This window comes from Acinetobacter sp. YH12132, from assembly GCF_013418645.1.
Taxonomy (GTDB): Bacteria; Pseudomonadota; Gammaproteobacteria; order Pseudomonadales; family Moraxellaceae; genus Acinetobacter; species Acinetobacter indicus.
Genome location: NZ_VPBR01000004.1, coordinates 37599 through 64062 on the forward strand (window position 1 = coordinate 37599; position 26464 = coordinate 64062).

The following is a 26464-nucleotide window of genomic DNA, read 5'->3' on the forward strand; positions in this document are numbered from 1 at the left end:
CGCAGGCACATCATGTGGCAGAGCTGATGGGAATGGATGGAAAACATCTGGCCCATCCGCTTAACAACCATTTCAAGCATAACCCAAGAAAATGAAGGAATCCGGTGATGATTGAAGCAGCAGACTTTAGAAATGCCATGTCTTTGCTCAGCAGCGCGGTCAATGTGGTGACCACGGCAGGGGCGTCTGGTGTGCATGGATTTACCGCATCTGCCGTGTGTAGTGTAACCGATACACCACCGACCTTATTGGTTTGCATGAATCAGGCTTCACGCTCACACGCCCATTTTATTGAAAATAAAATCTTGAGCGTGAATGTGCTAGGCGCGCAGCATCAACAAATCTCCAATGTCTTTGCCTCCAAAATGAAGTCTGAAGAGCGCTTTCAATATGGAACCTGGACTGAGCTGGAAACCGGCGCGCCGGTGTTAACAGATGCCTTGACCAGCTTTGATTGCGAGATTGAGCAGATTCAGCAGGTGGGTACGCATAGCATTTTTATGTGCCGTGTGCTGGCCATTCAGCACAGTCAGCAAGAACATGGTCTGGTGTATTTTAATCGTGCCTATCATCAGGTTGGTGAGCTGGAACTTGCTTAAGGCGCCTTGTCTTTAATTTCAAATTATTCAGTCAGTATTTCGTGGAAATTATCATTTTTTTAATTATCGGGGCATGCGCAGGTTTTGCCGCTGGGCTGTTTGGGGTCGGTGGCGGAACAATCATTGTACCACTGTTATATATCGTGTTTATGCAGATGGGTTATAGTCCGGATGTGATTATGCATTTGGCTTTAGGTACATCGCTAGCAACTATTGTGATCACCTCTATCAGTTCATTGATGGCGCACCATAAGAACGAGGCAGTGCTGTGGCCAGTCTTTAGACATCTAGCTCCGCCTATGGCCATTGGATGCTTTTTCGGTGCAGGGATTGCCGGTTTAATTTCGGGCTTACATTTGCAGATTGTGGTAGGAATCTTTCTGATCTGGGTGGCGTATACCATGTTTACAGGTAGCAAAAAGCCGGCAGAGCAGGGGCGAACCTTGCCCTCAACCGGTCAACAAATCGCTGCAGGTTCGGGAATTGGTTTTGCTTCAGCCATCTTTGGGATTGGCGGTGGCAGCTTGACCGTACCGTATCTCAACCGTTATGGCGTGGTCATGCAACAGGCAGTAGGCACATCTGCAGCCTGTGGTTTCCCCATTGCAGTTGCCGGTGCTTTGGGATTTATGATTTTTGGGATGCAGGCGCAGGTGAATGTGCCCAATACTATTGGCTTTGTTCATATTTATGCTTTTCTTGGTATTAGCATTATGAGTTTCTTTACTGCCAAACTTGGGGCGAAAACAGCACATGCATTATCGCCACAAATCCTGAAAAAATGTTTCGCCGTGTTATTGGTGATTGTGGGCTGTTTCTTTCTGGTTAAGGGTTTGGGTTAAGCTGAAGGCAATTGGAAGATAACGAATACGCTCATAATAGTGGTTTGATTATAGAGCGTATGCTTCTCAGCAGATTCATGATCTAAATAATTATCTTTAGAAGGAGCTTCCTGTTCAATTTGGATTACTTGATTTACTTAGAAGAAGTCGGTTTCCTCAATTAAAAAATAGAACAATAAATATTAGGGTCTGTTGACATTTACTGTACTGTGCAAAAAAAATAGCGAGAAAGTAGAATTTAATCGCCAAACCAAATCTACTCCTCGCTATGCCTCGTACAATGTTGACTGATCAACACTGGTCTAAGTTAGAAAACATTTTCCGTAATTTTCGTATTTATCTCAAACAAAATCTTCGAAATTTTATTGAAGCTATTCTTTATAGAATCCGTACAGGCTGCCCGTGGCGGGATTTACCTGCTGCCTTCGGAAAGCCAAACTCCATATTCAAGAAATTTTCCCGGTGGTCGAAAGATAATAAGTTATTAAATCTCATGGGAACCCTGTTCAGTTTTTGATAGAGGATGGTACGACCCATGATGTAAAAGTGGCACCGAAATTAGTTAACAATATAGACCTGCACGAGACAGAAATTCTCTGTGCCGATAAGGGTTATGACTCTGAATCCTTGAGAGAACAGATAGAAAAAACGGGAACTCAAGCTAATATTCCCAAGAAATCCAATACACTTTCAAATAATGATCATGTGGATTGGTATTTTTATAAAATCAGGCATTTAATTGAGAATACTTTTGCTAGATTAAAGCAATTTAGAGGAATTGCCACACGCTATGACAAGCTAAAGCAAAGCTATGAAAATTCTGTTGCCTTAGCTTGTATCTTTATTTGGCTACCATTATGAAATGTCAACAGACCCTAAACTTGATCATACAATTGATAGGCTTTAATCCGGTGTAGCGTTCTATAATATGCGGGTTACGATTGACCAAAATTAAAACAACAGGGTGCTTTTATATATATTTATGCTAGGATAAGTTTGTATCCACACCAGGATAAAAGAATATATTTCATGCTAGGATAAGTTTAGCTCCCGGATTTCCGCATTACGTATATTATGTTCCTTAGGATGCTTCACTGGAGAGATCCACCGATAGTTTAATCTCTCCAGTGAAGTTGTGCCAACATACAGTTTGTATAGGGCACAATCCCCGACATGCTATTTAACATAATATACATTATACGAAATATAGCATATTAAATAAAAGCCATCCTGTAGATGGCTCTTATTCCTTTAATGACCACTTAAATCACTTCAAACTCAATACGACGGTTCTTTTTACGACCCTCAGCTGTTGAGTTGTCTGCCACAGGTTTGTTGGCGCCTAAACCTTCCACACTCAAACTATCTGCAGGAATATTTTTGCCAATCAAATAATCTTTTACCGCCTGTGCACGCTCTTTACTTAAGATCAGGTTTTTATTGGCATCACCAGAGCTATCAGTATGGCCAATAATTTTCACCTGCTTGCCACCAACCTTATTTAAGGCAATCGCCATCTCATCAAGAATTTTTGTCCCAGATGCGGCTAAAACCGCACTGCCAGATTCAAATTCAATAATCCGGTTTTTCAAGGCATCATCAATAATTTTCTGTTCGGCCTGATTTACAGATAACTGTGCATTAAAACGATATGGCGCCTGTACCAAGCCCTGAAAAGCATTTGTGGTTGGCTGGATATCATTTTGATTGGACATTTTTCCATTTAAATCAATTTGCGTACCGCGTACCGACAATTGACCCTGCTTCACTTTTTTTAGGTCTGGCGTGATCATTCGTGTGACCGATTCGCTCCAGCCATTGGGTGCAGCAACCGATTTAACCTGAATTTTATCAATTACTTGGTCCACACCATACACACTGTGCATTTTAGTCAGGATGGCCTGTTTGCTGGCTTCATTCGGGACCACGCCTTCAACTACAATCGGCTGTGCACATACCCAGCTACTAACACTGAACAAGAGTACAGACAGCCATTGTTTTTTATATGTATTTAATTGATTTTTAATCATTTTATCCATCTATAAAAGTCTGTCTAAAGAGTTTGATTCCCTGGCTTAAGCTAAGCTGGCGTTCACATAAAGCCTGTTCCAACGCCGCCAAACCTGCATTTTGCTCCAGATACGGATCAATCCAGCTGGCATTGACCAATGAGACCCAATGTGAACTGTCCAGGTTTTGGGTGAAAATTTCGCTTAAAGCCTGAATATCTGCGCCATGAAAGCCAAAAATCAGCAAGGGTTTGTCATAATGCAGTAAACCGACCAGCAATTCTGTGTTCTGATTGGCGACAAAACGGCTAATCAGACTGACCCAAAATGCTGCAATTTCATAGCAATAGGCATGATTATTAATCGGCAAAATCAGCACTTTATTTAATTTACTGGTGCCTTGATGGATCACCGGTTGCAGCAATAATCCCAGTCCAATCATGCTTTGTGCCAGCTCATAGGTGCTGATTTTCATCAACTGGGCAAAAGAATGTGTCGTATGATGTTCATAAAATGCTGCACTTTCATGCACATCAAACACCTGAATCTGGTTATTCAGTTTGGCCAGCTTGTCCAGCAAAATCTCAGGATCACGAATCGACTTGAGCACCCGGTTTTTCTGAAACAGATCAATCAGGGTCTGTTTATAGCGATACGGTGCGTACAGCAAATGCTCCAGGGGGACATCTACATCTAACAGATGGCTCAGTACCATCGGAAACTGTCGTCCCGAACTGTCTTCGCTGGCAATTAAGTTGGCCACCAGAAATTTATATTCCTGCGGATTGGCAATGAAAAAATCCAGTGATGGCAACTGCGTATAGCGGCTTTGAAACTCTGGAGATTGCATCGCTTTTTCCAGCGCCTCAGTAATCCACTGATCCAGCACCTGAATCAGTGAAGATTGGCCTTTGGTTTTCAAAAAATCGCCTCGGGCCGGACATTTACCATAATAAAATGGCAGGGTTTTCAGCTCATTCATCCCTGCTCTCCCACTCGCCTGTTCTGGCTGATCATGGCTGTACTCCTTCAATTCCTTTTAAAGGCGATGTGCTATTGGTGCGTGCAGTGGCAGGTGTCGGTGCTGTTTGCGCAGCCACGACACGTACCGATTTATTGGTAACCACCTGATCAACCAGCTGTAAACCAGCATAGCCACGGCTTGAGCCAATATTACCCGAGTTGCCGCTAATCAGTCGGAAGTTCAGTTTCACCGCAATATTCGGGTCCTGCTTGCTTTTCCAGACCATTTCAAAGCTGCCGCCTTGCTGGGTACGCTGAGCCGTGTCAATCAGACGGTTAATGCCGTACTCACCCGGTTCATCAAAGACGGTATGGGTTTTACCTTCTAAATCCACCGCTGTAATACGCGCACCCGGAATCGCACCCGGATTTGGCCAGACGAAATTCACCCATTGCTGAATGCCATTTTCATAAACCATACGCTGCCCATCAATATCAATGGTATAGGCCAGTAATTGCGGATTCTGTAATGGATAGAACTGGAAGTTGGACTGATTCACCGGTGCTTGCGCCGCGGTTTGAGACAATTCACCTGTCGCCATGCCATTGCTAGGCGCGACATAGCTCTGGAAATTCATCACAAATTGCGGGTTCAGGCTGATACCTAAATCTTTCCAGGTTTTTGAGGTTAAGGTATAGCCACGACGGATCACCAGCGGATCTAAATGCTCTTTCACAAAACGGGCGATACTGCCATTTTCACCAAAAATCTGGCTAATTTCATTGCTGGTCGCCTGTAAGGTCGCAGAGGAATTAAATGGATATTTTTTGCTTAAATTGGCGCTAAATGGCTGATAAGCCTGCATGGTCCAGAGTTTATTGATCTCATCCTGCGCCGGAATTAACAGGCTTTCAAATGAATGCGTTAATGGACTGATCAACAGTTTTTGTAATAGCTGCTGGTCACGTTCATTTAAGCCCACCGTCATCTTCTCATCGACCAGTTTCTGGGTACTGTTAAACACCGAACTTTGATCATTGATGGTCTGTTTCACCAAGGTCATGGCCGATGGACCAATATCGCCCGCACTTTTCAGGTCATTGAACTTGCTGCGCACCTGAGCAATCGCTTGCATATACTCATCCAGTAAAGACTTGTTCTGCTGGTCATCACGCTTACGTACCAGCTGATAGAACATCTGGAATTCTTTGGAAATTGGTCCTTGTGCTCTGGCTACGGCCTGTTCCGCCATTTTCGCTTCATCGCGGTTCAACACTTTACGTTTAAACCAGGCAATAAAACCTTTTTGCGGTGCGGCTAGTTCTGCCTGAACCACCGGATTATCCCACGAGGTTTCCTGTGCAATCCGGGTAATCATCTGACGGATTGGTGAATTTTCCGGTTCACCCAGTTTTTCAATATTCTGCGCAGACTGTTTAAATTCCTTGCCTTTGGCATAGTGCACACCAGCCAGGAATTTACGCCATTCTGCAATATATTCCTGCTTGTACAGATCGGTCAGCTGTTTACGGATCTGATCGGGGCTGCCACTAAAGGTCAGGTCATCGGACTGGGTACTGTTTAACACCCAGTCTTTAGAATCTGTTGGCCGGTTGGAGACTTCATCAATGGCGGTTTCGACATATTCTGCCCAGGCTTTCTGGGTAAATACACCCGGTAAGGCATAACTGCCCAGCACCACCGCCTGATTATTCTCACCGACCATCTGTTTGACGGTTAAGGCCGGGAAACGTACCGCTGCACGCATTTTAATTTCGTTATAGACCCGATCACGTGCCGGCATACCACGCACCACAGACAATAACACCTGACGTGACTGATCAACCACCAAGGTATCCGCTTCCAGATTCGGGAATTTGGCATCATTGGCCAGGGTCATGGCATAAGATAAAATCTGCTCGGCATCTTTCAGCATTTGGCCGCGCGCCAAATTCCCCCGGTTGGCATCTAACCACGGACGCCAGAAACGCGTGACCTGATCACTTAAATGACCAGCTTCACGATATTCCGGATTGCTCATCATCAAGTAGGCTTTCAGTGCATTGTACGCATCTTGCGGATTACTGTCCGATGGCTCCAGATATTTCTGCTGATTGGCCACCTGCTTGATTTCCACATTGGCATGATTGGCCTTCAGGGTTTCTTCATTGGCTTTTACCCGTTGCAGATACTGTGCCATGTTTTGCTGTGCCGGCTGCAGCACAATCTGCTGCACGCCTTGCAAATATTCAGTCTTCAGCTTTTCACGCAGCTCATTGCCCTGGTATAAACCAAAGCCAAATTTTAATGGACGATCTTCAGCAAAACTGTCCAGCTGTGACATACGGTTTTGCAGAATCAGCAAGGCTTCAAGCTGTCCGGCCAGTTCGGTGCCAGAGCGCTGCTCAATCTGCACCACTTTATTCAGGTCTTGCTGCACCTCGGCAATTAACTGCTGGTTATTGCGATACGACCAGACCCACAGTCCCAGAATAATCGACACACCAAACAATGCGGCAATAAAGCCAACATAACGCTGGCGTTTACGCAGTGGATTAATATGCTGTTTGACCAGATTCTTGTCTTTCAGAATCACATCGGAAAACAGCCCTTTCAGGAAGTAACCATGGTTTTGTGAAACCGAACGGGTCGGCACACCATGTTCACTGTTGGGAATCTTGGTCAGTAAAAAGTCCTGTGCAATCTGCTCGGTCATCGGGCTTTCAATGGTGCCTTCCTGTAAGGCACTGGTGAAATAGAAGCCACGGAATACCGGTTTAAACTGGTACGGATTATCTTCAAACAAGGTACCAATAAAGGTTTTCAGCGCTGGCTTTAAGCTCTTGAACTCCAGCGGGAAAGTCATGACACTTGGAGAAATATTCTGTGAATGGCGGCGGCTTAAATGGGTAGTACTTACGCCTTTTAAACCATCATATAAAATGCCGTAATGCTTTTCAAACAGCTCGACCGCATTTTGAGAAGATTCCGCATCATAGGGCAAGGTTGCACCCCAGACCTGATCAAACTCATTCACTTCATAACATTCAAAGAATTCGGTAAAGCCGGCAATCAGGTCCATTTTAGAAAACACCAGATACACCGGAGGATAAATTTCCAGACGCTCGGTTAAATCCTGAATCCGGGCACGTAAATTCTTGGCCAATTTAATTGATTTTTCCGGACTCTGGCTGACCAGCTCGGCAATACTGACAATTACAATCAGGCCATTAATTGGCGCCTGAGAACGGTTTTTCTTTAATAAACCTAAAAAACCGAGCCATTCAGAATGATCTTCGGAATAGACCGAATAACGCCCGGCTGTATCCAGCAATACCCCTTCAGTGGAAAAGAACCAGTCACAGTTACGGGTACCGCTTAAACCGGCAGACACCATTTTCTGATGACTTTCTTCAAAGGGAAATTTCAGACCGGAGTTATAAATCGCCGAACTTTTTCCGGCGGCCGGGTTACCAATCACCATATACCACGGCAATTCATATAAGGCCGCATTGCCCTTTTTATCGCCCAGTTTAGACTTGCGGATCAGCTGAATCGATTCTTTCATTTGTTGTTGAATCAGCTGTAATTCTTCTTTATCTTTCTGCTTGCCGTATTCAGCTTCGGTGTCTTTACTGATGGCTTCGGCCAGCTCTTCGCCCTGCTTTTCATGACGATAACGCTGGATCAAGGCATAAATCCCGTACCCGACCACACCCAGAATATACACTGCCATCAGCGCCCAGAATAGATTGCGCGGAATGGTGTTATAAGATGCTATGAGTGCCACAAAAATAGACAGTGCAATAATCGCTTTCGGATTAGTCACATACTGCCAGACATAGCCTAAAATGGTATAAAACATACTGTTCTCGTTGTTCTAAAATTCGCGCGATACTGCAACATCAGCCCTGTGGGGTTTCATGGGAAACCGGCATAAAAAGTACGTGGGTGGCCGGATGTTCGGTACTGTAAATCATGGAAATAATTCCCTCTGGAAGATGCATGCCCAACATGAAAGAAAACACTTTCGATAAGTGTTGGGTATGACCAATACTTTGTTTTGTATATAAAAAATGATGAGTTTCGATTTGAGACTCTGCAAAACTCTGTTCAATCTGCTTCACGACTTTAATCTGGGTCGGATCATCCGGCATCAGCACAAAAGGCTGTTCCTGATCGAATTGCGCCAGTTCTGTCATCTGATGCTGCTGCAGGTAATGGGCAATATTTTTTTCATTCAACACCAGCTGCAGCATTTTGAATGGTTCTAACTGGTTAATCTGCACCGCGGTGGAGGCCACAATACAGCTAGAGACAAATTCAGCCGGTAAATAATGGTCGGTCAGCCAGGTTTTTTCATCAATCACGTCCTGATCAATTTCAGAATCGACCAGCACAATTAGTGATACGTCTTCGGTTTGTGCTGCGGTCTGTTCCAGCAATTCAAACCAGTCCTGATAGGCATTTTTACTGCCCCAGTAATGATGCTCGATATGAATCTGCTCCGGAATCACCTGAAAATCCTGGATAAACTCCATGATCATCTGCTGGCTGTCCATTTCATTCCACAAATGCAGCAAATCTTCTGCCAGCACCACATGAATATTAATCCGGTTTAAACGCATAACAGGTTGCACCGGCTCAGGTTCAAGGCTGTCATCTTCCTGATGGTTGGGATCAATCCAGCCCGGATGCATACGGTACTGATAGGCCAACTCGCTGTCATAAAACAGTGCCGACTGTTTTAAATGTTCGGCAATTTGCATCAGTACATCGCTGTGCTGAACCAGCTGCTGCTGGACCAGCCGGCGCATACGTAAACTGCGCTGGCTGTCAACGCTATATTCATCTGCATCGTCGTCCAGCTCAATTTCATCATCCAGGTCTTTAATCCGATAGGACAGAATTGGCAAGCCGTAGGCATTTAACAGCTGATGATCCAGCTCCGGACTGGTGAAATTTTTTAATTCTTCAACAATCTGTTCATTTTCACCAAAGGCATGCTGGCTATAACCACTGTACAGGTTCAGCGCCACCGTTCTGACCGGCTCCACTTTTTCTTCAGGAATCTGTTGCTGGGCAAGTGCCGCCTGCTCCTGCTGCTGTTTTTGTTCTTCCTGACGTTTTTTATAACGCTGGACTGCGCTATAAATGATGAAAGGTGATGTCAGCAGCAGCGTAATCGCCAAAGGCAAAAACACAAAAAATGCCAGCATATCTGCCGTATCGGGATCATGCTGAATATCGCGCCAGTAAAAGATAATGGCGGTGCTGACCAGAATAAAAATACCGACAAAAGTGCCAATGATCCACTTGATCATCTTTGATCCCCCAACAGCGGATAACAGCTATCACGATTATCTGCCCGTGCCTGTGGCATTAAAAAAGCCCCTTGCCCTAGCCCCGCATGATGACTGGAGTTCAGACACAAAGGCTGAATGTCTTCTTTGCTCAGCACCAAACGCAAGTCAACCATTAGAGTCGGACTGCACCAGGTCTGTAAGAGTTTTTTCAGTTTAGTGCTGGCTCGCTGTCCCGGTAAAAATTCCTGATATTGCTGCCGGTTTAAAGGTCCGACTTCAATTTCAATCTTGCCATCAATCTGGCGGATGGTTTCCCCACAAAAGGTATTTACTCCAAGCAAGGCCGGATTGCTGCCGCCTAAACAGGTTTTATGCGCATCATCCAGTTTGAATTTTTCTTCAATAAATTCATGTACAGTAAAATCGGTTTTGAAAATACAGTTCAGCACGGTTTTTAAGGCATGTGCGGTGTTGTTCTGGCCCTGCATCAGGCCTGAAAATTCTGCAAAATAATGATCCATCTCATCCTGTTCATGTTGTGAACGGATGTAACCATTGAGCGCATGCAGAATATCCAGATAATGATTGTCGTGTTCGACCTCATAACGTACCGGCAAGTTATAAGCCAAGCTGGCTTCAATATGTTGGCCGGTCAGTTTGTTATTAAACAAACTGAGGAACTGCACGGTTTCTTCACGCTGGATACGTGGACTCTGGCGGATGCGCTGGGTATAGGTATACGGTAAGGCCCCCTGAATGCCGGTGAGTCCCACCATTAAATTGGTCAGCTGAATCTGATCATCTTCAACCGCCAACGTTTCAATTTCTGCCGCCGGAAAATTCAGATTGAGCGAGGTCTGAAACTGAAAGCCCTTTTTCCAGTCGGTCTGTACGGCCTGTTCAGGTGCATGACGCAGCAGCCGCGTGGCCTGAATAAACTCATACGCCGTCGGCTGTTCAACCAGATCTGCAATTACAGAAGTTTCTTGCCACCAACGTTCTGCACGCATTGGTATAACTCCTGTAAGCTGTTGGCATCGCGCACCACCACATCCACAAAGCTGTTCATCTGAACTTTTAAGTTAAAGATATGACTGAGCAAGGTACTGAAAATATAAAGGCTATGGCCACGAAATACCTGTGGATCAATATCCAGATGCACTTTCAGACCACGGACAAATAAAGGAAAGGGTTTAGCTTCGACCATTTTCTGGGTTAACGAAAACTCGACCGCTTTAATTGAGTCAATAATTAAATGATTTTCTTTAGATTTTGGTAGGTTATAAAGTTCAAGCAGCTCTTTGATATGACTGATCGCATCACCTTTCATCAAAGACAAGGTGTTTAAGGATAAATGCGAGATCACCCGCCATTGTTCCATTTTATTCTGCTCAAAATAATACGGCTTATTCGGACGCTTCAGTACCAGAGCGCGCCGTGCCAGACTGCTGTCATTCAGATTTAAAATATTATTGGCTTGGCTTAAAGCCTCATGTGGCAAGTCACGGTTTGAGCAAAGCAGTTTGGCGCTGATAAAATCCGACTTGGTGTGCTGCGGTTGTAATTGCTTTGACAATACACTGTAGCCCGTTTCCACAAAACGGTTATGCAGCTGCTTGGCATTTAGGGCGTAATAAAACTGAATATCTTCATGCCGATAATGACTCATGGCAAAAAATGGATAAACCGGAAAAACCACCTGATCCTGATTGGTTTTTTCCCGGATCATGTTCATTTCCTGAATGCTATACATCTGATAAAACTCAGGATGATGCGCATCGGTCACCAGTGGATATTCCAGCTGCTTGTGATCAATTTTTTGCGGTTCGGCCTGCTTCTCAAACAGGTTCACCACCGGTGTGGCAAATAATTTAAAGTTAGCCACGTTCAGTTCGGAATAATTGCGAATCACCATCTGATCATTCAGGTTCAGTTTCAGATGAATCAGCAATTCAAACTGGCTCTGATCTTCGAAATAATGCAGAAAATCCAGATTCAGACTCAGGAAATTAAACTTTTCCGGAAAGCAGAAATATTCCAGCAATAACCGGTAGGCATGATGGGTATGCTCATCTAGCGGCAGTACACTCTCCTGCTCATGCATGCCCATCAGCTGAAACGGATTAGCAATCTGAATTTGGCGCTGGCCAATTTTTAATGAAAATCCGGTACTGGGACTGAAAATACCATCGAGTACCTGAAGCGGAAAATTGGAAATCGCATCAAGATAAATTGGCAACTGCTGTTGTTGCAGCAATGTGTGTGCCTGATTAAAAATTTCAAAACCCAGACTTAAGGTTGCATTCTGGTTCAAGTGCATATGCGCACTCGGATTGCTCTTGAATTCCAGCTTGTTGAGCTGAATTGGCAATAAATTCACAGTGTGTGTGCTGGAAAACTCGCACTGAACGCCTTTGAAACTTCTGGATTTTAACGCCGTGCCTTTGGGAATTATATGTGCTTCGGTCAGCTGTTTAATTTTATTGAGATCTTCAAAGCTGACCACAGAACAGGCCGGAAATGGCTTTAGGTACTGTGGAAACATGACCTCAAACAAGGCGCGGGTAAAAATGTCGTAGCTGTCTGCCAGTTTTTTATCAATACGCGCGGCTATTAGTGAAAATGCCTGAATTAAACGCTCGATATGCGGGTCATCAATCTGTTCCTGATTTAAAGACAGACGCTGCGCGATTTTAGGATATTTCTGGGAAAATTCACGAGATTGCTGGCCGAATTCTTGCAGCTGTTTTTCGTAATAAGGTAACAAGTCTTCAATCACAGGAATCCCACTTATGCACGTGCCGAAATAACATATTGTTGTGTTGTTGGTTTTAATAAAGCATCAAAAATCACAGGTTCATATAAGGGATGAATATTGATATAGGCCTGAATACTCAAGCACAAAGCCCCCATATCCTGTTCATCTAATAACATTTCAACTTTAATCTGTCTTAAACGCGGTTCATGTGCCGCGATGGATTGTGCAATAGACTGGCAGATTTTATCGCGGTCACTTGGATTAGCGGTCGATAAGCCGACAAAATCAATAATCCCAAACTGCATAATGGACTTTTTAACCAGTGGAAAATCATCAATCTGTTCATGCAAAGATGCCATGCGGCTATTGAGCAGGTCTTCCAGATCTGCAGCAACAGATTCGCGAAGTTCCTGTAATGACAACCCCTTTAAATGATAATCTTCTGTAGTTAAAAGCCGGTCAAATAATGTAGTTCTAAAACCGTACGGATAAAGCTGGTCTAAATTCATGTATTACTAATTAAGTATAAAATCAGGTAGAGGCTGGCATAGCGCCAGCCTCCCGTGGTCATACAAATTAAGCAGCGTAAGATGCTGTGTTATTTGAAAGTGACCATTTTTTAGTAACTGCACCTTTTTGGGTACCGTTAATATCTTGCTGGTTATAAGTCCACTCGACTGCGGCATATTTCAAACCGAATGATTCAGTTGGAACACCTTCTTCATTCACAGTTGGCGTTACGCTTGAAACCAGTACATGTTTCAGTTTGATTTGCAGGTACTTGATACGCTTGTCACCGTTAGCACGATAGAAATCGATCTGTACTTCATCGAAGGTATAACCCGCAGAACATGCTTCCCAAAGTTTTGGACTGGTTGCATCCAAATCTTTAACAAAAACCATGTCTGAGTGTTCCACACGCTCAGCAGTATGACCACCTACACTTGAAGAAGTTGCTGATTTAGGCTGACGGATATTGTGCGCCCAAGAATTTACTTCTAGCCAATCTTTGTGCTCTGCGTCACGCGATTCGCCATCAACTTTATACTTCCCTCGAAACTGTACGTAGATATCTTTCATTTTATAAATTTTCCTGTTTTAGTTAAAAGTTATTATAAGTTGCCTCAATTTGAGGACTGAGGTAACTCAGTAACAAGTCGCAAAGAAACCGACAACTCGTCCAACTGGAAATGCGGTCTTAAGAAAACCACAGACTTGTAGTGTCCCGGCTGAGCAGGATTTTCTACAACCTTTACCGATGCTTCACGAAGCGGATATTGTGCTTTCGCTTCCTGAGAGGCACCGTCGTCAAGCAAGACGTATTGCGATAACCAGTCATTTAAAAAGGCTTCAACATTGCCAGCAGAGGCAAAGCTGCCGACCTTGTCGCGCATCATGGCTTTTAAATAATGGGCAATACGCGAAACCGCCATAATATATTGAATCTGGCTAGATAAGGCCGAGTTGGCATTGGCGCTATCGCTGTCGTATTTCTTCGGTTTTTGTGCAGATTGCGCACCAAAGAACGCCGCGTAGTCAGTATTTTTACAATGTACCAGTGGAATGAAGCCTAAATCGCTTAATTCTTTTTCACGACGGTCAGTAATGGCAATTTCAGTTGGACACTTGAAGACCACTTCGCCATCGCTGGTTTTAAAGGTATGGACCGGCAGGCCTTCGACCAGACCGCCACCTTCAACGCCACGAATTGCCGCACACCAGCCATGCATATCAAAGGCATTGGTTAAACGGGTACCAAAGGCATACGCCGCATTCATCCATAAATATTCATCATGGTTTTGGCCCGACACTTCTTCAATAAAGTTAAAGCCTTCAGTGGCTGCACCATCTTTCGGATGGAACGGTAGACGACCCAATACACGCGGCATGGTCAATGCGACATAACGTGAATCTTCGCTGTCACGAAATGAACGCCACTGTACATATTCTGCAGTTTCGAAAATCTTGGATACATCACGTGGACGGTCAATATCGGTAAACGATTCCAGCCCCAGAATGCTCGGACTTGCCGCAGAAATAAATGGTGCATGCGATGCCGCAGCCACGTGCGAAATCTGCTCCAGCAGATACATATCTGAAGGCGTACGGTCAAACTCGAAGTCACCAATTAAAGTCGCATACGGTGCACCACCAAATGAACCATACTCTTCTTCATAGATTTTCTTGAACAAGGTACTCTGATCAAAATCAGTCGCGCCCTGGAAATCTTTGACCAGTTCTTTTTTGGTCGTATTCAGCATGCGGATTTTAATCAGCGGATTCGACGGTGTTTCCTGACAGAAATAATATAAACCGCGCCAGGTCGATTCAATTTTCTGGAACTGCTCATGATGCATGATTTTGCTGAGCTGGGCAGAAATCAGCGCATCAATTTCAGCAATACGCTTGTCAATCGACAAGGTCATGTTTTCAGAAACAGTGATTGTGCCGGCCATGACTTCTTTGGCCAGTTCGCCAATCAGGCTTTTGGCACGGTCATGTTCTTCTTCATTGCGGGCAATCCGGCTTTGCTCGACAATCGAGTCCAGCAAAGTCAGTTCTTCTGCAGTCTGGGTTTGTGCCTGAACGGCCTGAGCATTAGTCATGATCTGCCTCCGCGCTTAATTTACGAATCTGGTCAGTATTTTTTAATACTTCATCCAGCAGATCTTCCAGACGTTCGCTATTGGAAATCTTGTTACGCAAATCGGTTAAACGCTCACGTGCTTCGACCAGTTTACGCAGCGGATCAACCTGTTGCACCACGCTTTCCGGACGGAAATCTTCCATGGAAGTGAAGGTCAGATCCACCGACATGCGACCGCCCTCTTCGGTTAAGGTGTTTTCCACATCAAATGCTGCGCGTGGCGCCAAAGATTCCATCACTTCATCAATGTTATCCAGGTCAACATTAATGAATTTTTTATCTTTTAATTTGGTCTTTTCCAGTTCAGAAGCAGCAGAGAAATCCCCCAATACCCCCACCACAAAAGGCAATTCTTTCACTTCTTTGCCATCACCCACTTCAACATCATAAGTCAGTTGAACACGTGGAGGACGAATGCGCTGAAGTTTCTTTTGTACACTTTCACGTTTAGCCATAATACAGTGATCCTGTTTTATTATTTTCGTAGCGATTCAAATGGATTATTTGAAGCCGCTGGTTTTGCTGCCGGAGCAGTTGTTCTTGTTGCAGTTGCTGCCTTGGTCGATGCGGTACGTGTGGTTTTAGCACGACTTGCATTACTGCTTGCTTTACGTGCTGCAGCACGTTGGGCTGCAGCTTTTTTGGCAAGCGATGCATTGGTAATGGCCTTGGCAGAACTGGTATCCGGAGCAGGCACTGAAGCGCGGATAGTATCCGATAATTCCTTGGCCGCTGGATAGGTCACTTCGTCAGATAAAAAGCGCATTTGCTCGGTACGCATATAGTTTAAGGCATTTTTGGCAATCGAAACGCCTGCTAAAAAGTGCGCATCAGTCAGGTCTGGATGGCGTACGCCCTGGTTTTCCAGCTGTTCTACCAGCTGCAGGGTCTTCATATTTTTACCAAGTTCCTGAAAACGTTTTGCGGCTTGAACTTGCAGTTCTTGTTTCACCTCTTGATTTTTTTTATTTTCTTTGGCACACACTTGCTGATAAATCCCCAACAATGCCTGATCAGTTTCTCCCTTAACCAGCGGATAATCCTTGATACAGCCTCGTTTTAGCTCAATCTGCTCATCTGCATAAGCAATTGGGGTGGCACAAAGTGTCGCCATTAGGGGAAAAAGAAGAATACTTTTTTTCAAAACGAGCCTCTAATTTCTAAATTCATTTATAGTGAATGGGTGTATTTGAAAACTGAACACGAACAATTTTTATCAAAAAAAAACATCGCGCAAATTTAACAAAAAATAAACTTCTGGCGTCAAGACAAATTCTGCCAACTATCGACAATAATTGTCATATTTTTGTTTCAGGTAAAATTATTTTTGTCTTATTTGTTTTCATTTTTGAAAAAATTTTAGGTAGAATACTACAACCCTAATATTTATATCAATACAAGTTATTGATATGTAAGTAAAATTTATTTTATTTACTGAAAACGATGTTCAGCCCATGGTCGCTACTTTAACCCATTTGGACTGGAATTATAACTAGAGCGTGTTATGAATAATTTAAAAATTTTGATTAATAAACTATCAAGTCATGCCAGAACAGCCTTAGAAAAGTCTGCCAATGCCTGTATTAATCAGCAGAACTACGAAATTGAAATAGAACACTTTTTCCTAGAATTATTAACCCAAGACCATAAAAATGACCTGAGCCTCCTTCTCGATAAATATAAAATTTTAAAAGATGATCTCATTCATGATTTAAAAGAAAGTGTCAGTCACCTGCCAAAGGGTAATTCTCGTACACCTATCTTTGCAAAATCTATCATTCGTCTGTTAGAGCAAGCCTGGTTATTAGCCTCGGCCGAGCAAAATCCGCAAATTCGTAGCGGTCACTTACTGGTTGCTTTGCTAACCGCACCTGATCTTTATCAGATTGCAGTGCGTGCTTCGAGCCTGTTTGACCTGTTCCCAATTGACACCATGAAGCACAAATTCTTAGATGTATGTGTCAAAAGTGTCGAAAATGAAAACGCTACTGTCCCGGAAACGGCTGAAACTGAAAGCGTCACAGCTATCGAGCCTGCACCAAATAGCAAAAAAACACCTGCGCTGGATCAATACACCATTAACCTGACTGAAAAAGCCAGAACGGGCGCAATTGATCCGGTGATTGGCCGTGAATTTGAAATCCGTCTGATGCTGGACATTTTAATGCGTCGCCGTCAGAACAATCCGATTTTAACGGGTGAACCGGGTGTCGGAAAAACTGCGGTGGTAGAAGGTTTGGCACTTAAAATTGCCAATAACCAGGTACCCGATGCGCTGAAGAACGTGCATCTGCATGTGCTGGATATGGGCCTGTTACAGGCTGGTGCCAGTGTTAAAGGTGAATTTGAAAACCGCTTAAAACAGGTGATTCAGGAAGTTCAGGCTTCGACTCATCCGATTATCCTGTTTATTGATGAAGCGCATACCTTAATTGGTGCTGGTGGTCAGGCCGGTCAAAATGATGCCGCCAACCTGCTGAAACCAGCACTGGCTCGTGGTGAGTTACGTACTATCGCGGCCACCACTTGGGCCGAATATAAACAGTATTTTGAAAAAGATGCCGCGCTCAGCCGCCGTTTCCAGGTGGTCAAAGTTGAAGAGCCAACTGAAGAAGTCGCAATTGATATGCTGCGCGCCATGATTCCGGTGATGGCCAATCACTTTAAGCTGAATATTGATGATGAAGCAATTGTCACGGCTGTGCATGCCTCACATCGTTATATCAGTGGTCGCCAGCTCCCGGATAAAGCGATTAGTGTATTAGATACCGCCGCTGCACGTGTGGCGCTGACTCAAAATGCCCAGCCGGTGAAACTCGATCAGTTACAGGCGCAGCTGCACAATTTAACACTTGAACGCGAAATTGTTGAAAAAGAACATGCACACTTCCCGATTCATCATGAACGTTTAGACGGTTTAAATCAGAAAATTACTGCTCTTGAGCAGGAAATTGCCGATACACAACAGCAATGGCAACAAGAACTGGAACTGGTTCAGCAGATTCAGACGCTAGAACAGCAGACCGAAGCCGATGAAAACAGCCAGACCCAGATGCAGCAGTTACGCAGCCAGTTGCAGCAACTGCAAGGTCAACATCCGCTGGTATTTGAACGCGTCAATGCCCAGATTATTAATGAAATTATCTCGGACTGGACCGGTATTCCTGTCGGAAAAATGATTAATGATGAAATCAAGCAGGTTCTGACCTTAGAAGATAAACTTTCTGAGCGTGTTATGGGGCAAGACTATGCCCTGCATCAACTGGTGCAAGGTATTAAAACCTCAAAAGCCAAGTTGGAAGATCCAAACAAACCGCAAGGCGTGTTCCTGCTGGTCGGCCCAAGTGGGGTTGGTAAAACTGAAACTGCCCTGGCCTTGGCCAATGAGTTATACGGTGGTGAATCGCATCTGATTACCATCAACATGTCGGAATATCAGGAAGCGCATACGGTTTCATCTTTAAAAGGTGCGCCGCCGGGTTATGTGGGTTATGGTCAAGGCGGTGTGCTGACGGAAGCCGTACGTCGTAATCCGTATAGCGTGGTCCTGCTCGATGAAATTGAAAAAGCGCATAGTGATGTGCAGGAACTGTTCTATCAGGTGTTTGATAAAGGCATGCTCGAAGATGGTGAAGGTCGCCTGATTGACTTTAAAAATACCACCATCCTGCTGACCTCTAACGCCGGTTCCGGCGCCATCATGCAAAGTTGCCTGCCGCTGCCGGTAGATGAATGGCCAAGCGCAGAACAGCTGATTGAAAAGCTGAAACCAAGTTTGTACAAGCAGTTCAAACCGGCCTTTTTAGGACGTATGCGGATTGTGCCGTATTACCCATTGCATGATGATTTGCTGGTGCAAATTATCCAGCACAAACTCGGTAAAATTACCGCGCGTCTGGAACAGCAGTACCAGACCAAAGTCAGCTATTCCGACGATTTAATTGAATTACTGCTGAGTCGCTGTACCGAAGTCGATAGTGGTGCACGTAATGTCGACAATATTCTGAATTCTTCGGTGCTTCCGGCCTTGGCGACAGAAATCCTGATGGCACTGGCCGAGCAAAAAATTCCGCAACTGATTCATATTGATGTCAAAGACGATGAAATCATCTATCAGCTCGATCCGGAACAAAAAACGGCCAAAAAACGAAGCAGTAAAAAAGCAAAGATGACTGAAGCGTGATCAAGGATTCAGAACAGCAATGAACCTCAACCTCGATGTATTGTTACACCCCATTTCGGCTGAACAGCCTTGCGGAGAAGATTATTCTTTTTCCAATGAGTTTCATGCCATTAAAAAGGCCAAAACTCAGGATGATCCGCTTCTCGATCAGGGCGATTGGGTCTCCGAACCCAAACAGGCCGACTGGGGTTTTGTACATAGCAAATCGACTGAATTACTGGAAAGTAAAACCAAGGATATCCGTTTATATGGCTGGCTGCTGGAAGCATGGAGCAATTTGTATGGCTTTGAGGGCATTGCTCAGGCTATTCAACTCAGCCATCGAAGCTTGAATGAATACTGGTTGCAGCTGCATCCGGAAATTGAAGATGATGATCTGGATCAGCGTATTGGTTTATTGCAAGGTTTGATTAACCAGATTCCGGTGCTGATTAAAACCGTGCCGATTGTGACTGCACCTCACTTGAGCCTGCGTGATTATGACAATTTTCTGTATCAGGACAATTTGCGTCGCAAGCAAAGTGAAGATTCATCTGATCAAGCAGCCACGCCACAGCTGGAGCAGTTTGATCAGGCGCTGTTGAATACCTCGAAGTCGCTGCAATACCAGAATTACCAGCACTTTCTGGACATTTTGCAGCAGTGGTCAAGTTTAAAAGAAGTACTGGATCAATTAATGGGCCTGGATGCGCCAAGTTTTGCCGCCATTGACTCACAGCTTGATTCGATTCATTCCACGCTTAAAAAATTATATAAAACAGATGCCTTTGCCGCGCAGACTCTGGTTGAAGCACCTGAACAGAATAACATTGTGACTGCTGATGCCATTAATACTACAGCAGCCCCTGCCATAGCGATGCCCATCATGAATTCACCGACCGGTTTTCAACCGCAACCTCAAAACCATCTGGCCAACCGTGAACAGGCAATGCAGGTTTTACAGGAAATTGCCGATTATTTTCAGGCCAATGAACCCCATAGCCCGGTCAGCTACATGCTGCAAAAAACTATTAAATGGAGTCAGATGCCGCTGCATGAATGGCTGACTCAGGTAATTAAAAATGACAACCCACTTGAAAATATTCAGGAATTACTGGGTGTGCAAAGCTCTAATGAAACAAATAGTGATTGGTAAGTGCCATGTTTAAAGCAGATAAAATTCTTTGGGGCGAAGGCTTGTTTTTACGCCCGCAACATTTTCAGTTGCAAGACAGCTATCATGAACAGCGCCTGAACCATACTGTTCGTTCCACTATTCCATTTGCTTATGGCGTGCAATCTATAAAGTTTGATGAAGCTCAGCTAAATACCCATGTGCTGGCTTTAGAAAGTATTGAAATGCTGTGGCAAGATGGAGAAATCTATCAGGCGCCAGCACGTGATTTACTGCCTGAACCGGTACAGCTGGATGATCTGAATCTGCGTGGTGAAATGCTGGTTTATCTAGCGCTACCGATTGTACAGCCAAATAAAAATAATGTGGTGTTTGAATCTGGCGCTCAACCGGGCCGTTACCATTCACATCTCACTCAAACCCATGATTTATTCACCGACGCTACCCCGGCAGATATTACCCTGCTGAAACGCCGTGCCGAATTTAAACTGCTGGATGCCCAGTTTGAACCAAATCATGAAATGGATGGCTTTATCTATTTGCCGGTGGCCAAAATCAAACGCCACAGTTCCGGCCATTTCGAGTTTGAGCGCAAATTTATTCCACCAATTTTACATATTGAATCGAGCGACAGCTTGCTGCAAGGCCTGCGCCGTACCTTGAATGTGATTAAAGCCAAAATCAAAACCATTCAAACCAATAACCGGGAAAATGAACAAAAACTGATTGAATTCCGTTCTGGCGATATTGTTTCGTTCTGGCTGGTGAATGCCTTAAATACTGCACATGCGACTTTAAGTCATGTTCTGCAATATCCTCAGATTCATCCGGAACGTCTATTTTTTGAATTATTACGTTTAACCGGTTCTTTGCTGACCTTCTCGACGGCCTATGAAGTCGATCAGTTGCCGCGTTATAAGCATCATCAGCTACAGGACAGTTTTGAACAGCTGGATGTCATTCTGAGAGAATTGCTGGATACCATTATTTCCAGCCGTTATATCAGCATCGCCCTGAAAGAAATCCGTCCGTCTTATTGGGTCGGCAGTCTGGAATCCGACAAGATTACTCGCGATACCCGTCTGTATATTGCCGTGTCCAGCTCGATGATGCAGGCGCATGAACTGATCCAGATTGTGCCACTGCGTTTTAAAGTCGGTAATACGGTTGATGTTGAACAGCGCGTGATGGCTGCCTTACCGGCTATTCCAATTCATCACCTGATGCAGGTTCCGACCGCTATTCCGGTACGTTCCGGAGTGAGCTATTTTGAAATTGAGCCGAATAATGACCTGTATCAACGCATGCTCGACTCGGAATCGATCTGTATCTATGTGCCGGCCGGCTTCCAGGATCTTTCTATTGAACTTATTGCTGTCATGAACGGTTAAGGACATTTTTTCATGAATACTCCACATCATGCACCTTCCTTATTTGATGATGGTCAGATTGGTACTGGTCTGACCCCACCACAGGTCAACCCGAAAATTAGCAATAGTGCCAATCTGGTCGATTTACTTCATGACGGCTTCTATATTGTGTTCTTGATCAAGAACCAGTATGTGCCAGGCAATGTTGAAGCATTCCGTGAAAAAATCATGGATATGCTGAACCGCTTTGAAACCCAGGCAAAAAAACTGCAGTTTTCAGCCGATGATATTCACGATGCCAAATATGCGTATTGTGCCTTGCTGGATGAAACCATTGTGACCCAGCAGGACCCGCAATTTTTTGATTTGCAGAATCACTGGCTGATTAATCCCCTACAACTCAATCTGTTCGGTTCGCAGCTGGCCGGCTATCGCTTTTTTGAAATGCTGGAACAGCTCAGAAGTCGTGGCAAAGAACGTCTGGCGGCTTTAGAGGTTTATCATTACTGCATGCTGCTGGGCTTTCAGGGCAAATATCGTATTGAGTCGATGGAAGCGCTGAACCATATTGTGGCGCGTGTTGGCGATGAAATTGATTATCTGAAAGGCAAGAAAACCGCGTTTTCGCCTTTTGCCGCCTTACCGGATCAGATCAAACATATTATTCACCGTGAATTACCTTTTTTCTGGATTTTGCTGTTCTTAGCCCTTTTTGCCTTATTGTCCTTTGCCGGCCTGCGTTACATGCTGTCCAACCAGAATAATAGCGCAATGAGCCAATATCAAAACGTGATTACTGCACCAACGGAACAGGCGCATATCACCATTCATTTACCATAAAATTTAGATAAAACATGGCAAACGAAAAACAAACTTCATTACGGATTTTACAAAGTAACAAGCCAAAATCGCCGTCGCCACTTTTATATAGTCTGGGCGGTTTTGTGGCGGGGGTCGTGGTCACCGGTTTAGCCGGTTATGCCTATTTTTATGCAGGCCAGCCATCGACAACACTAGCAGAGTCCACTCAGGCAATGGCCGCGCCAGCGGTTACTCCATCGGAACTGCCGGCAGAACTGGAAGAATTAAAAAACCAGATGACCGATCACTCTAGTAGTTTTGAAGAACTCGAAGATGTGCAGACTGAACATCCGGTTGAATTTCAGCAACCCAATGATGGTGATTTAAGTAAAATCTTTGCCCATCAACCAGCAAAAGTTGCTGCCCAGCCTGCGCCAAATCAAGCGCGTGTAGCTCCGAACTTTCCGCAAGACATGGCCAGTACTCCTGCGGCGACAGCAAAACAGCCGCCTGCACCAAAACCAGCTCCAGCACCAGCCAAAGCTGTTCCTGCTAAACCGGCTGCACCGGTCGTGGTACCAATGGCCGCCGTAGAACCAGAAGAAACACCACAGGCCAGTGTCCAAATTTCGGTCATCCGTAAACCGGTAGAAAAAGTTGAAACTGTAAGCGTACAGGACACTGCTATTCATCCATGATTGCGGTTATTTTTATTGCCTTTGTGCTTGTTGCCTGCAGTTTGGCACTGCTATTGTCTTATGAACTGCGGGCCAAGGTATTATCCGGTTTTCAGTCACTTATTCCCAACAGCAAAAAACAGTTGAGCTCGGTGAAAAGTCTGGCTCAACAGTTTAATCATGCGGCTGCAGCAGAACAGACTCAAACCCATTGGCATATTCAGCAATGGTGGATTCTGATTGCCGGATTTTTTCTGTTTTCCAGCATCATCCTGTTTGCCTTTACCCGCCCGATTAGCGCCACCAAAATTGAAGCTGACTATTTAAGAGAAGTCGATCCTCAAGTTTATGCCCTGCTTGAAGGTGAAATGCTGTCGCCACCACCTGAAGTAGAAGAAGCACTGGTTGAAGCCGCCGTGGTTGAGGCCATGCAACTGGAAAATCAGTGGGCGGCTGTGCCGGCAGATCAGCATAGTTATGATCCAGCGGTGGAAGATTTACATGCTCATTCTCATGTCAATCCATCAATTGTGAGCGCTGACCGAAAGTGGCATAAGATGAATCCGCGTTATAAACAGCGCCTGCTGATGGTGTTTAAAATCATGAAAGAACGCCACGGCTATGAGCTGGTGCTATTGGAGGGTTATCGTAGTCCGGAGCGACAAAACTCGCTGTCCAAAAATAAAAACACCACCCGTGCCCGTGGTTATCAAAGCTATCATCAATTTGGTTTAGCCGCCGATGTGGCCTTTAAACGCAATGGCAAAGTGGTGATTTCCGAGCGTGACCCGTGGGCAATGCGCGGTTATGAACTGTATGGCGAAGTGGCGGAGTCGGTTGGTCTGACCTGGGGTGGCCGCTGGAAATCCATTAAAGATTATGGTCATACCGAATACCGGATGCCAGGCTTAAAGAAAACCCGGGAAATGGCGGAAAAGCTGACCTCGGAAGGTCAGCTGATGGCCAATGCACTTGATTAAAACAATACCGGGCTTATGCAGATAAAAACTGCTGGATTTTATCAACCACTTCAGCAGTTTTCTCTGCATGCAGCCAATGGCCAGCATTTTCAACAGTTTCAATGCTGGCCTGACTGAACTGCTGTTCAATGGCAGCATAGTGTTCCGGTTTAGATAAATACGGAGAGGCGCCGCCACGAATAAATAAACTTGGCACATCCACCTGAACTGGCTGCCAAGATAAAATTTTCGAATAAGATGCATAAAGCGCATCGACATTAAATAACCACTGCCCTTTACTAAACGATTTCATCAGAAACTGAATCACCGCATCTTCACGCAAATGCTGCTGCATAATCTGGGTGGCATCCTGGCGCGATTCTACTTGTGCTTTTTTGACAGCAAATAGCGCATCAAACACCTGATCATGATGATTTTCCTGATAGGCAAATGGTGTCATGTCCAGCACCACCAGTTTTTCCACTCGCTCTGGTGCAAGGTCAGCCAGTTGCATGGCAATTTTTCCACCCATGGAATGGCCAATCACGATAAATTTTTGTACCTGAATCGCATCCAGGGTTTCCAGTACATCTTGCGCCATCTCGGTATAGCTCATGCTCTGGCAATGTTCCGATTTTCCGTGGTTACGCACATCAATCTGAATGACCGGATAACGTTCCTGTAACGCACGTGCCAGCATACCTAAATTACTCAAGCTGCCAAATAAACCATGAATAAGAACAACCGGAATGTCGGTGCTTGATAGATGTTGTTGTGAAGTCTGGAAATTGAGCAGCATTTTTGATTCCTTGAATGCATCGGTTTTGGCTATCTCGATATTATAGGATAAGTGTTTTATTAAAATTGTATTTTTGCTTAGGCTATTTTGTATCGGTTCAAAAATATCGGCCAGTTGCACGAAAGCATTGGCCGATCCAGTTTATTTGTTGAAATAATTGAGTGGCAGTTTCAGATAGCGCGTGCCATTGGCTTCCGGTTCAGGGAAATGTCCGGCCACCATATTGATCTGAATGGCAGGCAGAATCAGTTTTGGCATCGATAAACCGGCATCACGGCGATTACGCATTTCTACAAACTCAGCTTTTTGCGTACCATCGTGAATATGGATATTCTCGGCTTTTTGCTGCTGGATACTGGTTTCGTGTATAAAGACCTCACGCCCTTCAGGCAGATAGTCATGACATAAAAATACCCGTGTCTGTGCTGGCAACTTATACAGTTTTTGCACAGAATCAAACAGTTGCTCTGCACTACCCTTCGGGAAATCGCAGCGTGCAGTACCATAATCCGGCATAAACAAGGTATCGCCGACAAAGACTGCATCACCAATCACATAGCTTAAACAGGCCGGTGTATGCCCTGGTGTTGGAATATTGTAGGCCGTTAATTCACCAATACTGAATTGCTCATGATCATCAAACAGATAATCAAAGGCTTGATGCGCATTCAGATATTTCAAATCCAGATTATAAATACGGCCAAACGTATCCTGCACCACAATAATCTTGTTACTGATGGCAATTTTTCCACCCAGCTTTTCTTTTAAATACTGGGCTGCGGTCAGATGATCTGCATGCACATGGGTTTCTAAAATCCACTCAACGCTTAGGCTATTTTGCTGAATATAGCTAATGATTGCGTCTGCACCTTCAGTCGAGGTAGATGCTGAAGCCGCATCATAATTCAAGACGCTATCAATAATTGCACATTGCTGCGTGGCTGGATCGGTCACTACATAGCTGAATGTATTGGTCTCTTTGTCAAAAAAATGTTGTACAACTGGCGTAGCGGTCATGATTTTTTCCCTAAAAGTCGATGATGGAGATACATGCCATACATCATCGCAGCAATAAAGTACAGCGCCTGATAATAGCCCAAACCAATTAACGTAAAGCTAGGTGCAGGACAAATGCCGGCAATTCCCCAGCCAATCCCAAACAAAGCGCTGCCGATAATCAGTTTAGAATCTAGCTGATTTTGCCGCGGTAACTCAATGGCCTCATGATACACCGTCTTAGGTTCGGCCTGACGTACTGCCTTTTGAAACGGAATAAAAGCCACGGCGATGGCACCCATCATCACAAAAGCCAGACTGGCATCCCAATCCCCAAAAATATCCAGAAAACCTAGTACTTTTTCCGGATTGGACATACCCGAAATCATCAGGCCCAATGAAAATAATCCGCCAAATAGAAACGCCCAGATATTTTTCAT

General features: G+C 44.6%; 22 protein-coding genes and 1 pseudogene. 9 read left to right on the forward strand and 14 right to left on the reverse strand.

Translation table 11 applies throughout. From position 1 onward, the window contains the following. Positions 1 to 107 precede the first annotated feature (107 nt). From FTU67_RS05780 to FTU67_RS05790, 3 genes and pseudogenes are all read left to right on the forward strand, one after another. Entirely contained in the window at positions 108 to 599 is a 492-nt protein-coding gene (locus FTU67_RS05780) for a flavin reductase (protein WP_005177877.1), read from the forward strand. 41 nt (positions 600 to 640) lie between these two features. Continuing rightward, on the forward strand, positions 641 to 1441 hold the full coding sequence (locus tag FTU67_RS05785; RefSeq protein ID WP_045795662.1) for a sulfite exporter TauE/SafE family protein: 801 nt from the start codon (positions 641 to 643) through the stop codon (positions 1439 to 1441). Positions 1442 to 1709: 268 nt separating this feature from the next. After that, positions 1710 to 2302, forward strand: a pseudogene (locus FTU67_RS05790) (IS5 family transposase). A gap of 401 nt (positions 2303 to 2703) precedes the next feature. Here FTU67_RS05790 and FTU67_RS05795 read toward each other — a convergent pair. The 11 genes from FTU67_RS05795 to FTU67_RS05845 all read right to left on the reverse strand — a co-directional run bounded on the left by FTU67_RS05795 (position 2704) and on the right by FTU67_RS05845 (position 16239). Continuing rightward, complete coding sequence (locus tag FTU67_RS05795) at positions 2704 to 3471, reverse strand: OmpA family protein (RefSeq protein WP_168384105.1); 768 nt, start codon at positions 3469 to 3471, stop codon at positions 2704 to 2706. A 1-nt stretch (position 3472) separates the two neighbouring features. Then, positions 3473 to 4432 (reverse strand): type VI secretion system-associated protein TagF, encoded by a 960-nt coding sequence (gene tagF / locus FTU67_RS05800; RefSeq protein ID WP_075167762.1) that lies wholly within the window; start codon positions 4430 to 4432, stop codon positions 3473 to 3475. A gap of 31 nt (positions 4433 to 4463) precedes the next feature. Next, positions 4464 to 8279 carry a type VI secretion system membrane subunit TssM gene (gene tssM, locus FTU67_RS05805; protein WP_127801016.1) on the reverse strand — a complete coding sequence of 1272 codons (3816 nt, stop codon included), beginning with the start codon at positions 8277 to 8279 and terminating at the stop codon, positions 4464 to 4466. Between the two features lie 40 nt (positions 8280 to 8319). Continuing rightward, complete coding sequence (locus FTU67_RS05810; protein ID WP_104484628.1) at positions 8320 to 9738, reverse strand: hypothetical protein; 1419 nt, start codon at positions 9736 to 9738, stop codon at positions 8320 to 8322. Next, positions 9735 to 10730, reverse strand: a complete 996-nt coding sequence (gene tssG / locus FTU67_RS05815) for a type VI secretion system baseplate subunit TssG (protein ID WP_180061537.1) — start codon at positions 10728 to 10730, stop codon at positions 9735 to 9737. The genes FTU67_RS05810 and tssG overlap by 4 nt, the downstream gene beginning before the upstream one ends. Beyond that, positions 10694 to 12499, reverse strand: a complete 1806-nt coding sequence (gene tssF / locus FTU67_RS05820; protein WP_180061538.1) for a type VI secretion system baseplate subunit TssF — start codon at positions 12497 to 12499, stop codon at positions 10694 to 10696. Before tssF ends, tssG begins: the two co-directional genes overlap by 37 nt. 11 nt (positions 12500 to 12510) lie before the next feature. Further along, complete coding sequence (gene tssE / locus FTU67_RS05825) at positions 12511 to 12987, reverse strand: type VI secretion system baseplate subunit TssE (protein ID WP_045795669.1); 477 nt, start codon at positions 12985 to 12987, stop codon at positions 12511 to 12513. Between the two features lie 67 nt (positions 12988 to 13054). After that, a complete protein-coding gene (locus FTU67_RS05830) occupies positions 13055 to 13558 on the reverse strand; it encodes a type VI secretion system tube protein Hcp (protein WP_005177807.1) in 504 nt (167 codons plus the stop codon). A 44-nt stretch (positions 13559 to 13602) separates the two neighbouring features. Next, entirely contained in the window at positions 13603 to 15084 is a 1482-nt protein-coding gene (tssC, locus tag FTU67_RS05835) for a type VI secretion system contractile sheath large subunit (protein WP_005177804.1), read from the reverse strand. Beyond that, positions 15077 to 15580 carry a type VI secretion system contractile sheath small subunit gene (gene tssB / locus FTU67_RS05840; protein WP_045795670.1) on the reverse strand — a complete coding sequence of 168 codons (504 nt, stop codon included), beginning with the start codon at positions 15578 to 15580 and terminating at the stop codon, positions 15077 to 15079. The genes tssC and tssB overlap by 8 nt, the downstream gene beginning before the upstream one ends. 20 nt (positions 15581 to 15600) lie before the next feature. After that, positions 15601 to 16239 (reverse strand): hypothetical protein, encoded by a 639-nt coding sequence (locus FTU67_RS05845; protein WP_104483770.1) that lies wholly within the window; start codon positions 16237 to 16239, stop codon positions 15601 to 15603. 390 nt (positions 16240 to 16629) lie between these two features. On the opposite strand from FTU67_RS05845, the gene tssH reads away from it, so the two are divergent. The 6 genes from tssH to FTU67_RS05875 are packed head-to-tail and all read left to right on the forward strand — an operon-like array spanning position 16630 to position 24250. Continuing rightward, entirely contained in the window at positions 16630 to 19308 is a 2679-nt protein-coding gene (gene tssH, locus FTU67_RS05850; protein WP_180061539.1) for a type VI secretion system ATPase TssH, read from the forward strand. A 19-nt stretch (positions 19309 to 19327) separates the two neighbouring features. Beyond that, positions 19328 to 20443 carry a type VI secretion system protein TssA gene (gene tssA, locus FTU67_RS05855; protein WP_104484624.1) on the forward strand — a complete coding sequence of 372 codons (1116 nt, stop codon included), beginning with the start codon at positions 19328 to 19330 and terminating at the stop codon, positions 20441 to 20443. 5 nt (positions 20444 to 20448) lie between these two features. Then, on the forward strand, positions 20449 to 21813 hold the full coding sequence (gene tssK, locus FTU67_RS05860) for a type VI secretion system baseplate subunit TssK (RefSeq protein WP_005177795.1): 1365 nt from the start codon (positions 20449 to 20451) through the stop codon (positions 21811 to 21813). A gap of 12 nt (positions 21814 to 21825) precedes the next feature. Beyond that, positions 21826 to 22632: a type IVB secretion system protein IcmH/DotU gene (icmH, locus tag FTU67_RS05865; protein ID WP_005177793.1), complete on the forward strand. Its 807-nt coding sequence runs from the start codon at positions 21826 to 21828 to the stop codon at positions 22630 to 22632. Positions 22633 to 22646: 14 nt separating this feature from the next. Beyond that, positions 22647 to 23291, forward strand: coding sequence for a hypothetical protein (locus FTU67_RS05870; RefSeq protein ID WP_180061540.1), 645 nt, complete (start codon positions 22647 to 22649; stop codon positions 23289 to 23291). Further along, on the forward strand, positions 23288 to 24250 hold the full coding sequence (locus tag FTU67_RS05875) for a M15 family metallopeptidase (RefSeq protein WP_180061541.1): 963 nt from the start codon (positions 23288 to 23290) through the stop codon (positions 24248 to 24250). Before FTU67_RS05870 ends, FTU67_RS05875 begins: the two co-directional genes overlap by 4 nt. A gap of 13 nt (positions 24251 to 24263) precedes the next feature. Here FTU67_RS05875 and FTU67_RS05880 read toward each other — a convergent pair whose 3' ends face one another. From FTU67_RS05880 to FTU67_RS05890, 3 genes are all read right to left on the reverse strand, one after another. After that, positions 24264 to 25028, reverse strand: coding sequence for an alpha/beta fold hydrolase (locus FTU67_RS05880; RefSeq protein WP_180061542.1), 765 nt, complete (start codon positions 25026 to 25028; stop codon positions 24264 to 24266). Between the two features lie 141 nt (positions 25029 to 25169). After that, positions 25170 to 26045, reverse strand: a complete 876-nt coding sequence (locus FTU67_RS05885; protein ID WP_005177784.1) for an MBL fold metallo-hydrolase — start codon at positions 26043 to 26045, stop codon at positions 25170 to 25172. Beyond that, positions 26042 to 26464: a DUF6691 family protein gene (locus tag FTU67_RS05890; RefSeq protein WP_005177782.1), complete on the reverse strand. Its 423-nt coding sequence runs from the start codon at positions 26462 to 26464 to the stop codon at positions 26042 to 26044. The genes FTU67_RS05885 and FTU67_RS05890 overlap by 4 nt, the downstream gene beginning before the upstream one ends.

Bases quoted from the DNA above. Each gene is read 5' to 3' on its own strand.
- tssM (WP_127801016.1), bottom strand. From the start codon at position 8,279: ATGTTTTATACCATTTTAGGCTATGTCTGGCAGTATGTGACTAATCCG.
- FTU67_RS05830 (WP_005177807.1), bottom strand. From the start codon at position 13,558: ATGAAAGATATCTACGTACAGTTTCGAGGGAAGTATAAAGTTGATGGC.
- tssG (WP_180061537.1), bottom strand. From the start codon at position 10,730: ATGCGTGCAGAACGTTGGTGGCAAGAAACTTCTGTAATTGCAGATCTG.
- FTU67_RS05880 (WP_180061542.1), bottom strand. From the start codon at position 25,028: ATGCTGCTCAATTTCCAGACTTCACAACAACATCTATCAAGCACCGAC.
- tssA (WP_104484624.1), top strand. From the start codon at position 19,328: ATGAACCTCAACCTCGATGTATTGTTACACCCCATTTCGGCTGAACAG.
- tagF (WP_075167762.1), bottom strand. From the start codon at position 4,432: ATGAATGAGCTGAAAACCCTGCCATTTTATTATGGTAAATGTCCGGCC.
- FTU67_RS05870 (WP_180061540.1), top strand. From the start codon at position 22,647: ATGGCAAACGAAAAACAAACTTCATTACGGATTTTACAAAGTAACAAG.
- FTU67_RS05795 (WP_168384105.1), bottom strand. From the start codon at position 3,471: ATGATTAAAAATCAATTAAATACATATAAAAAACAATGGCTGTCTGTA.
- FTU67_RS05890 (WP_005177782.1), bottom strand. From the start codon at position 26,464: ATGAAAAATATCTGGGCGTTTCTATTTGGCGGATTATTTTCATTGGGC.
- icmH (WP_005177793.1), top strand. From the start codon at position 21,826: ATGAATACTCCACATCATGCACCTTCCTTATTTGATGATGGTCAGATT.
- FTU67_RS05885 (WP_005177784.1), bottom strand. From the start codon at position 26,045: ATGACCGCTACGCCAGTTGTACAACATTTTTTTGACAAAGAGACCAAT.
- tssK (WP_005177795.1), top strand. From the start codon at position 20,449: ATGTTTAAAGCAGATAAAATTCTTTGGGGCGAAGGCTTGTTTTTACGC.
- tssB (WP_045795670.1), bottom strand. From the start codon at position 15,580: ATGGCTAAACGTGAAAGTGTACAAAAGAAACTTCAGCGCATTCGTCCT.
- FTU67_RS05845 (WP_104483770.1), bottom strand. From the start codon at position 16,239: ATGGCGACACTTTGTGCCACCCCAATTGCTTATGCAGATGAGCAGATT.
- tssE (WP_045795669.1), bottom strand. From the start codon at position 12,987: ATGAATTTAGACCAGCTTTATCCGTACGGTTTTAGAACTACATTATTT.
- FTU67_RS05875 (WP_180061541.1), top strand. From the start codon at position 23,288: ATGATTGCGGTTATTTTTATTGCCTTTGTGCTTGTTGCCTGCAGTTTG.
- FTU67_RS05780 (WP_005177877.1), top strand. From the start codon at position 108: ATGATTGAAGCAGCAGACTTTAGAAATGCCATGTCTTTGCTCAGCAGC.
- tssC (WP_005177804.1), bottom strand. From the start codon at position 15,084: ATGACTAATGCTCAGGCCGTTCAGGCACAAACCCAGACTGCAGAAGAA.
- tssH (WP_180061539.1), top strand. From the start codon at position 16,630: ATGAATAATTTAAAAATTTTGATTAATAAACTATCAAGTCATGCCAGA.
- FTU67_RS05810 (WP_104484628.1), bottom strand. From the start codon at position 9,738: ATGATCAAGTGGATCATTGGCACTTTTGTCGGTATTTTTATTCTGGTC.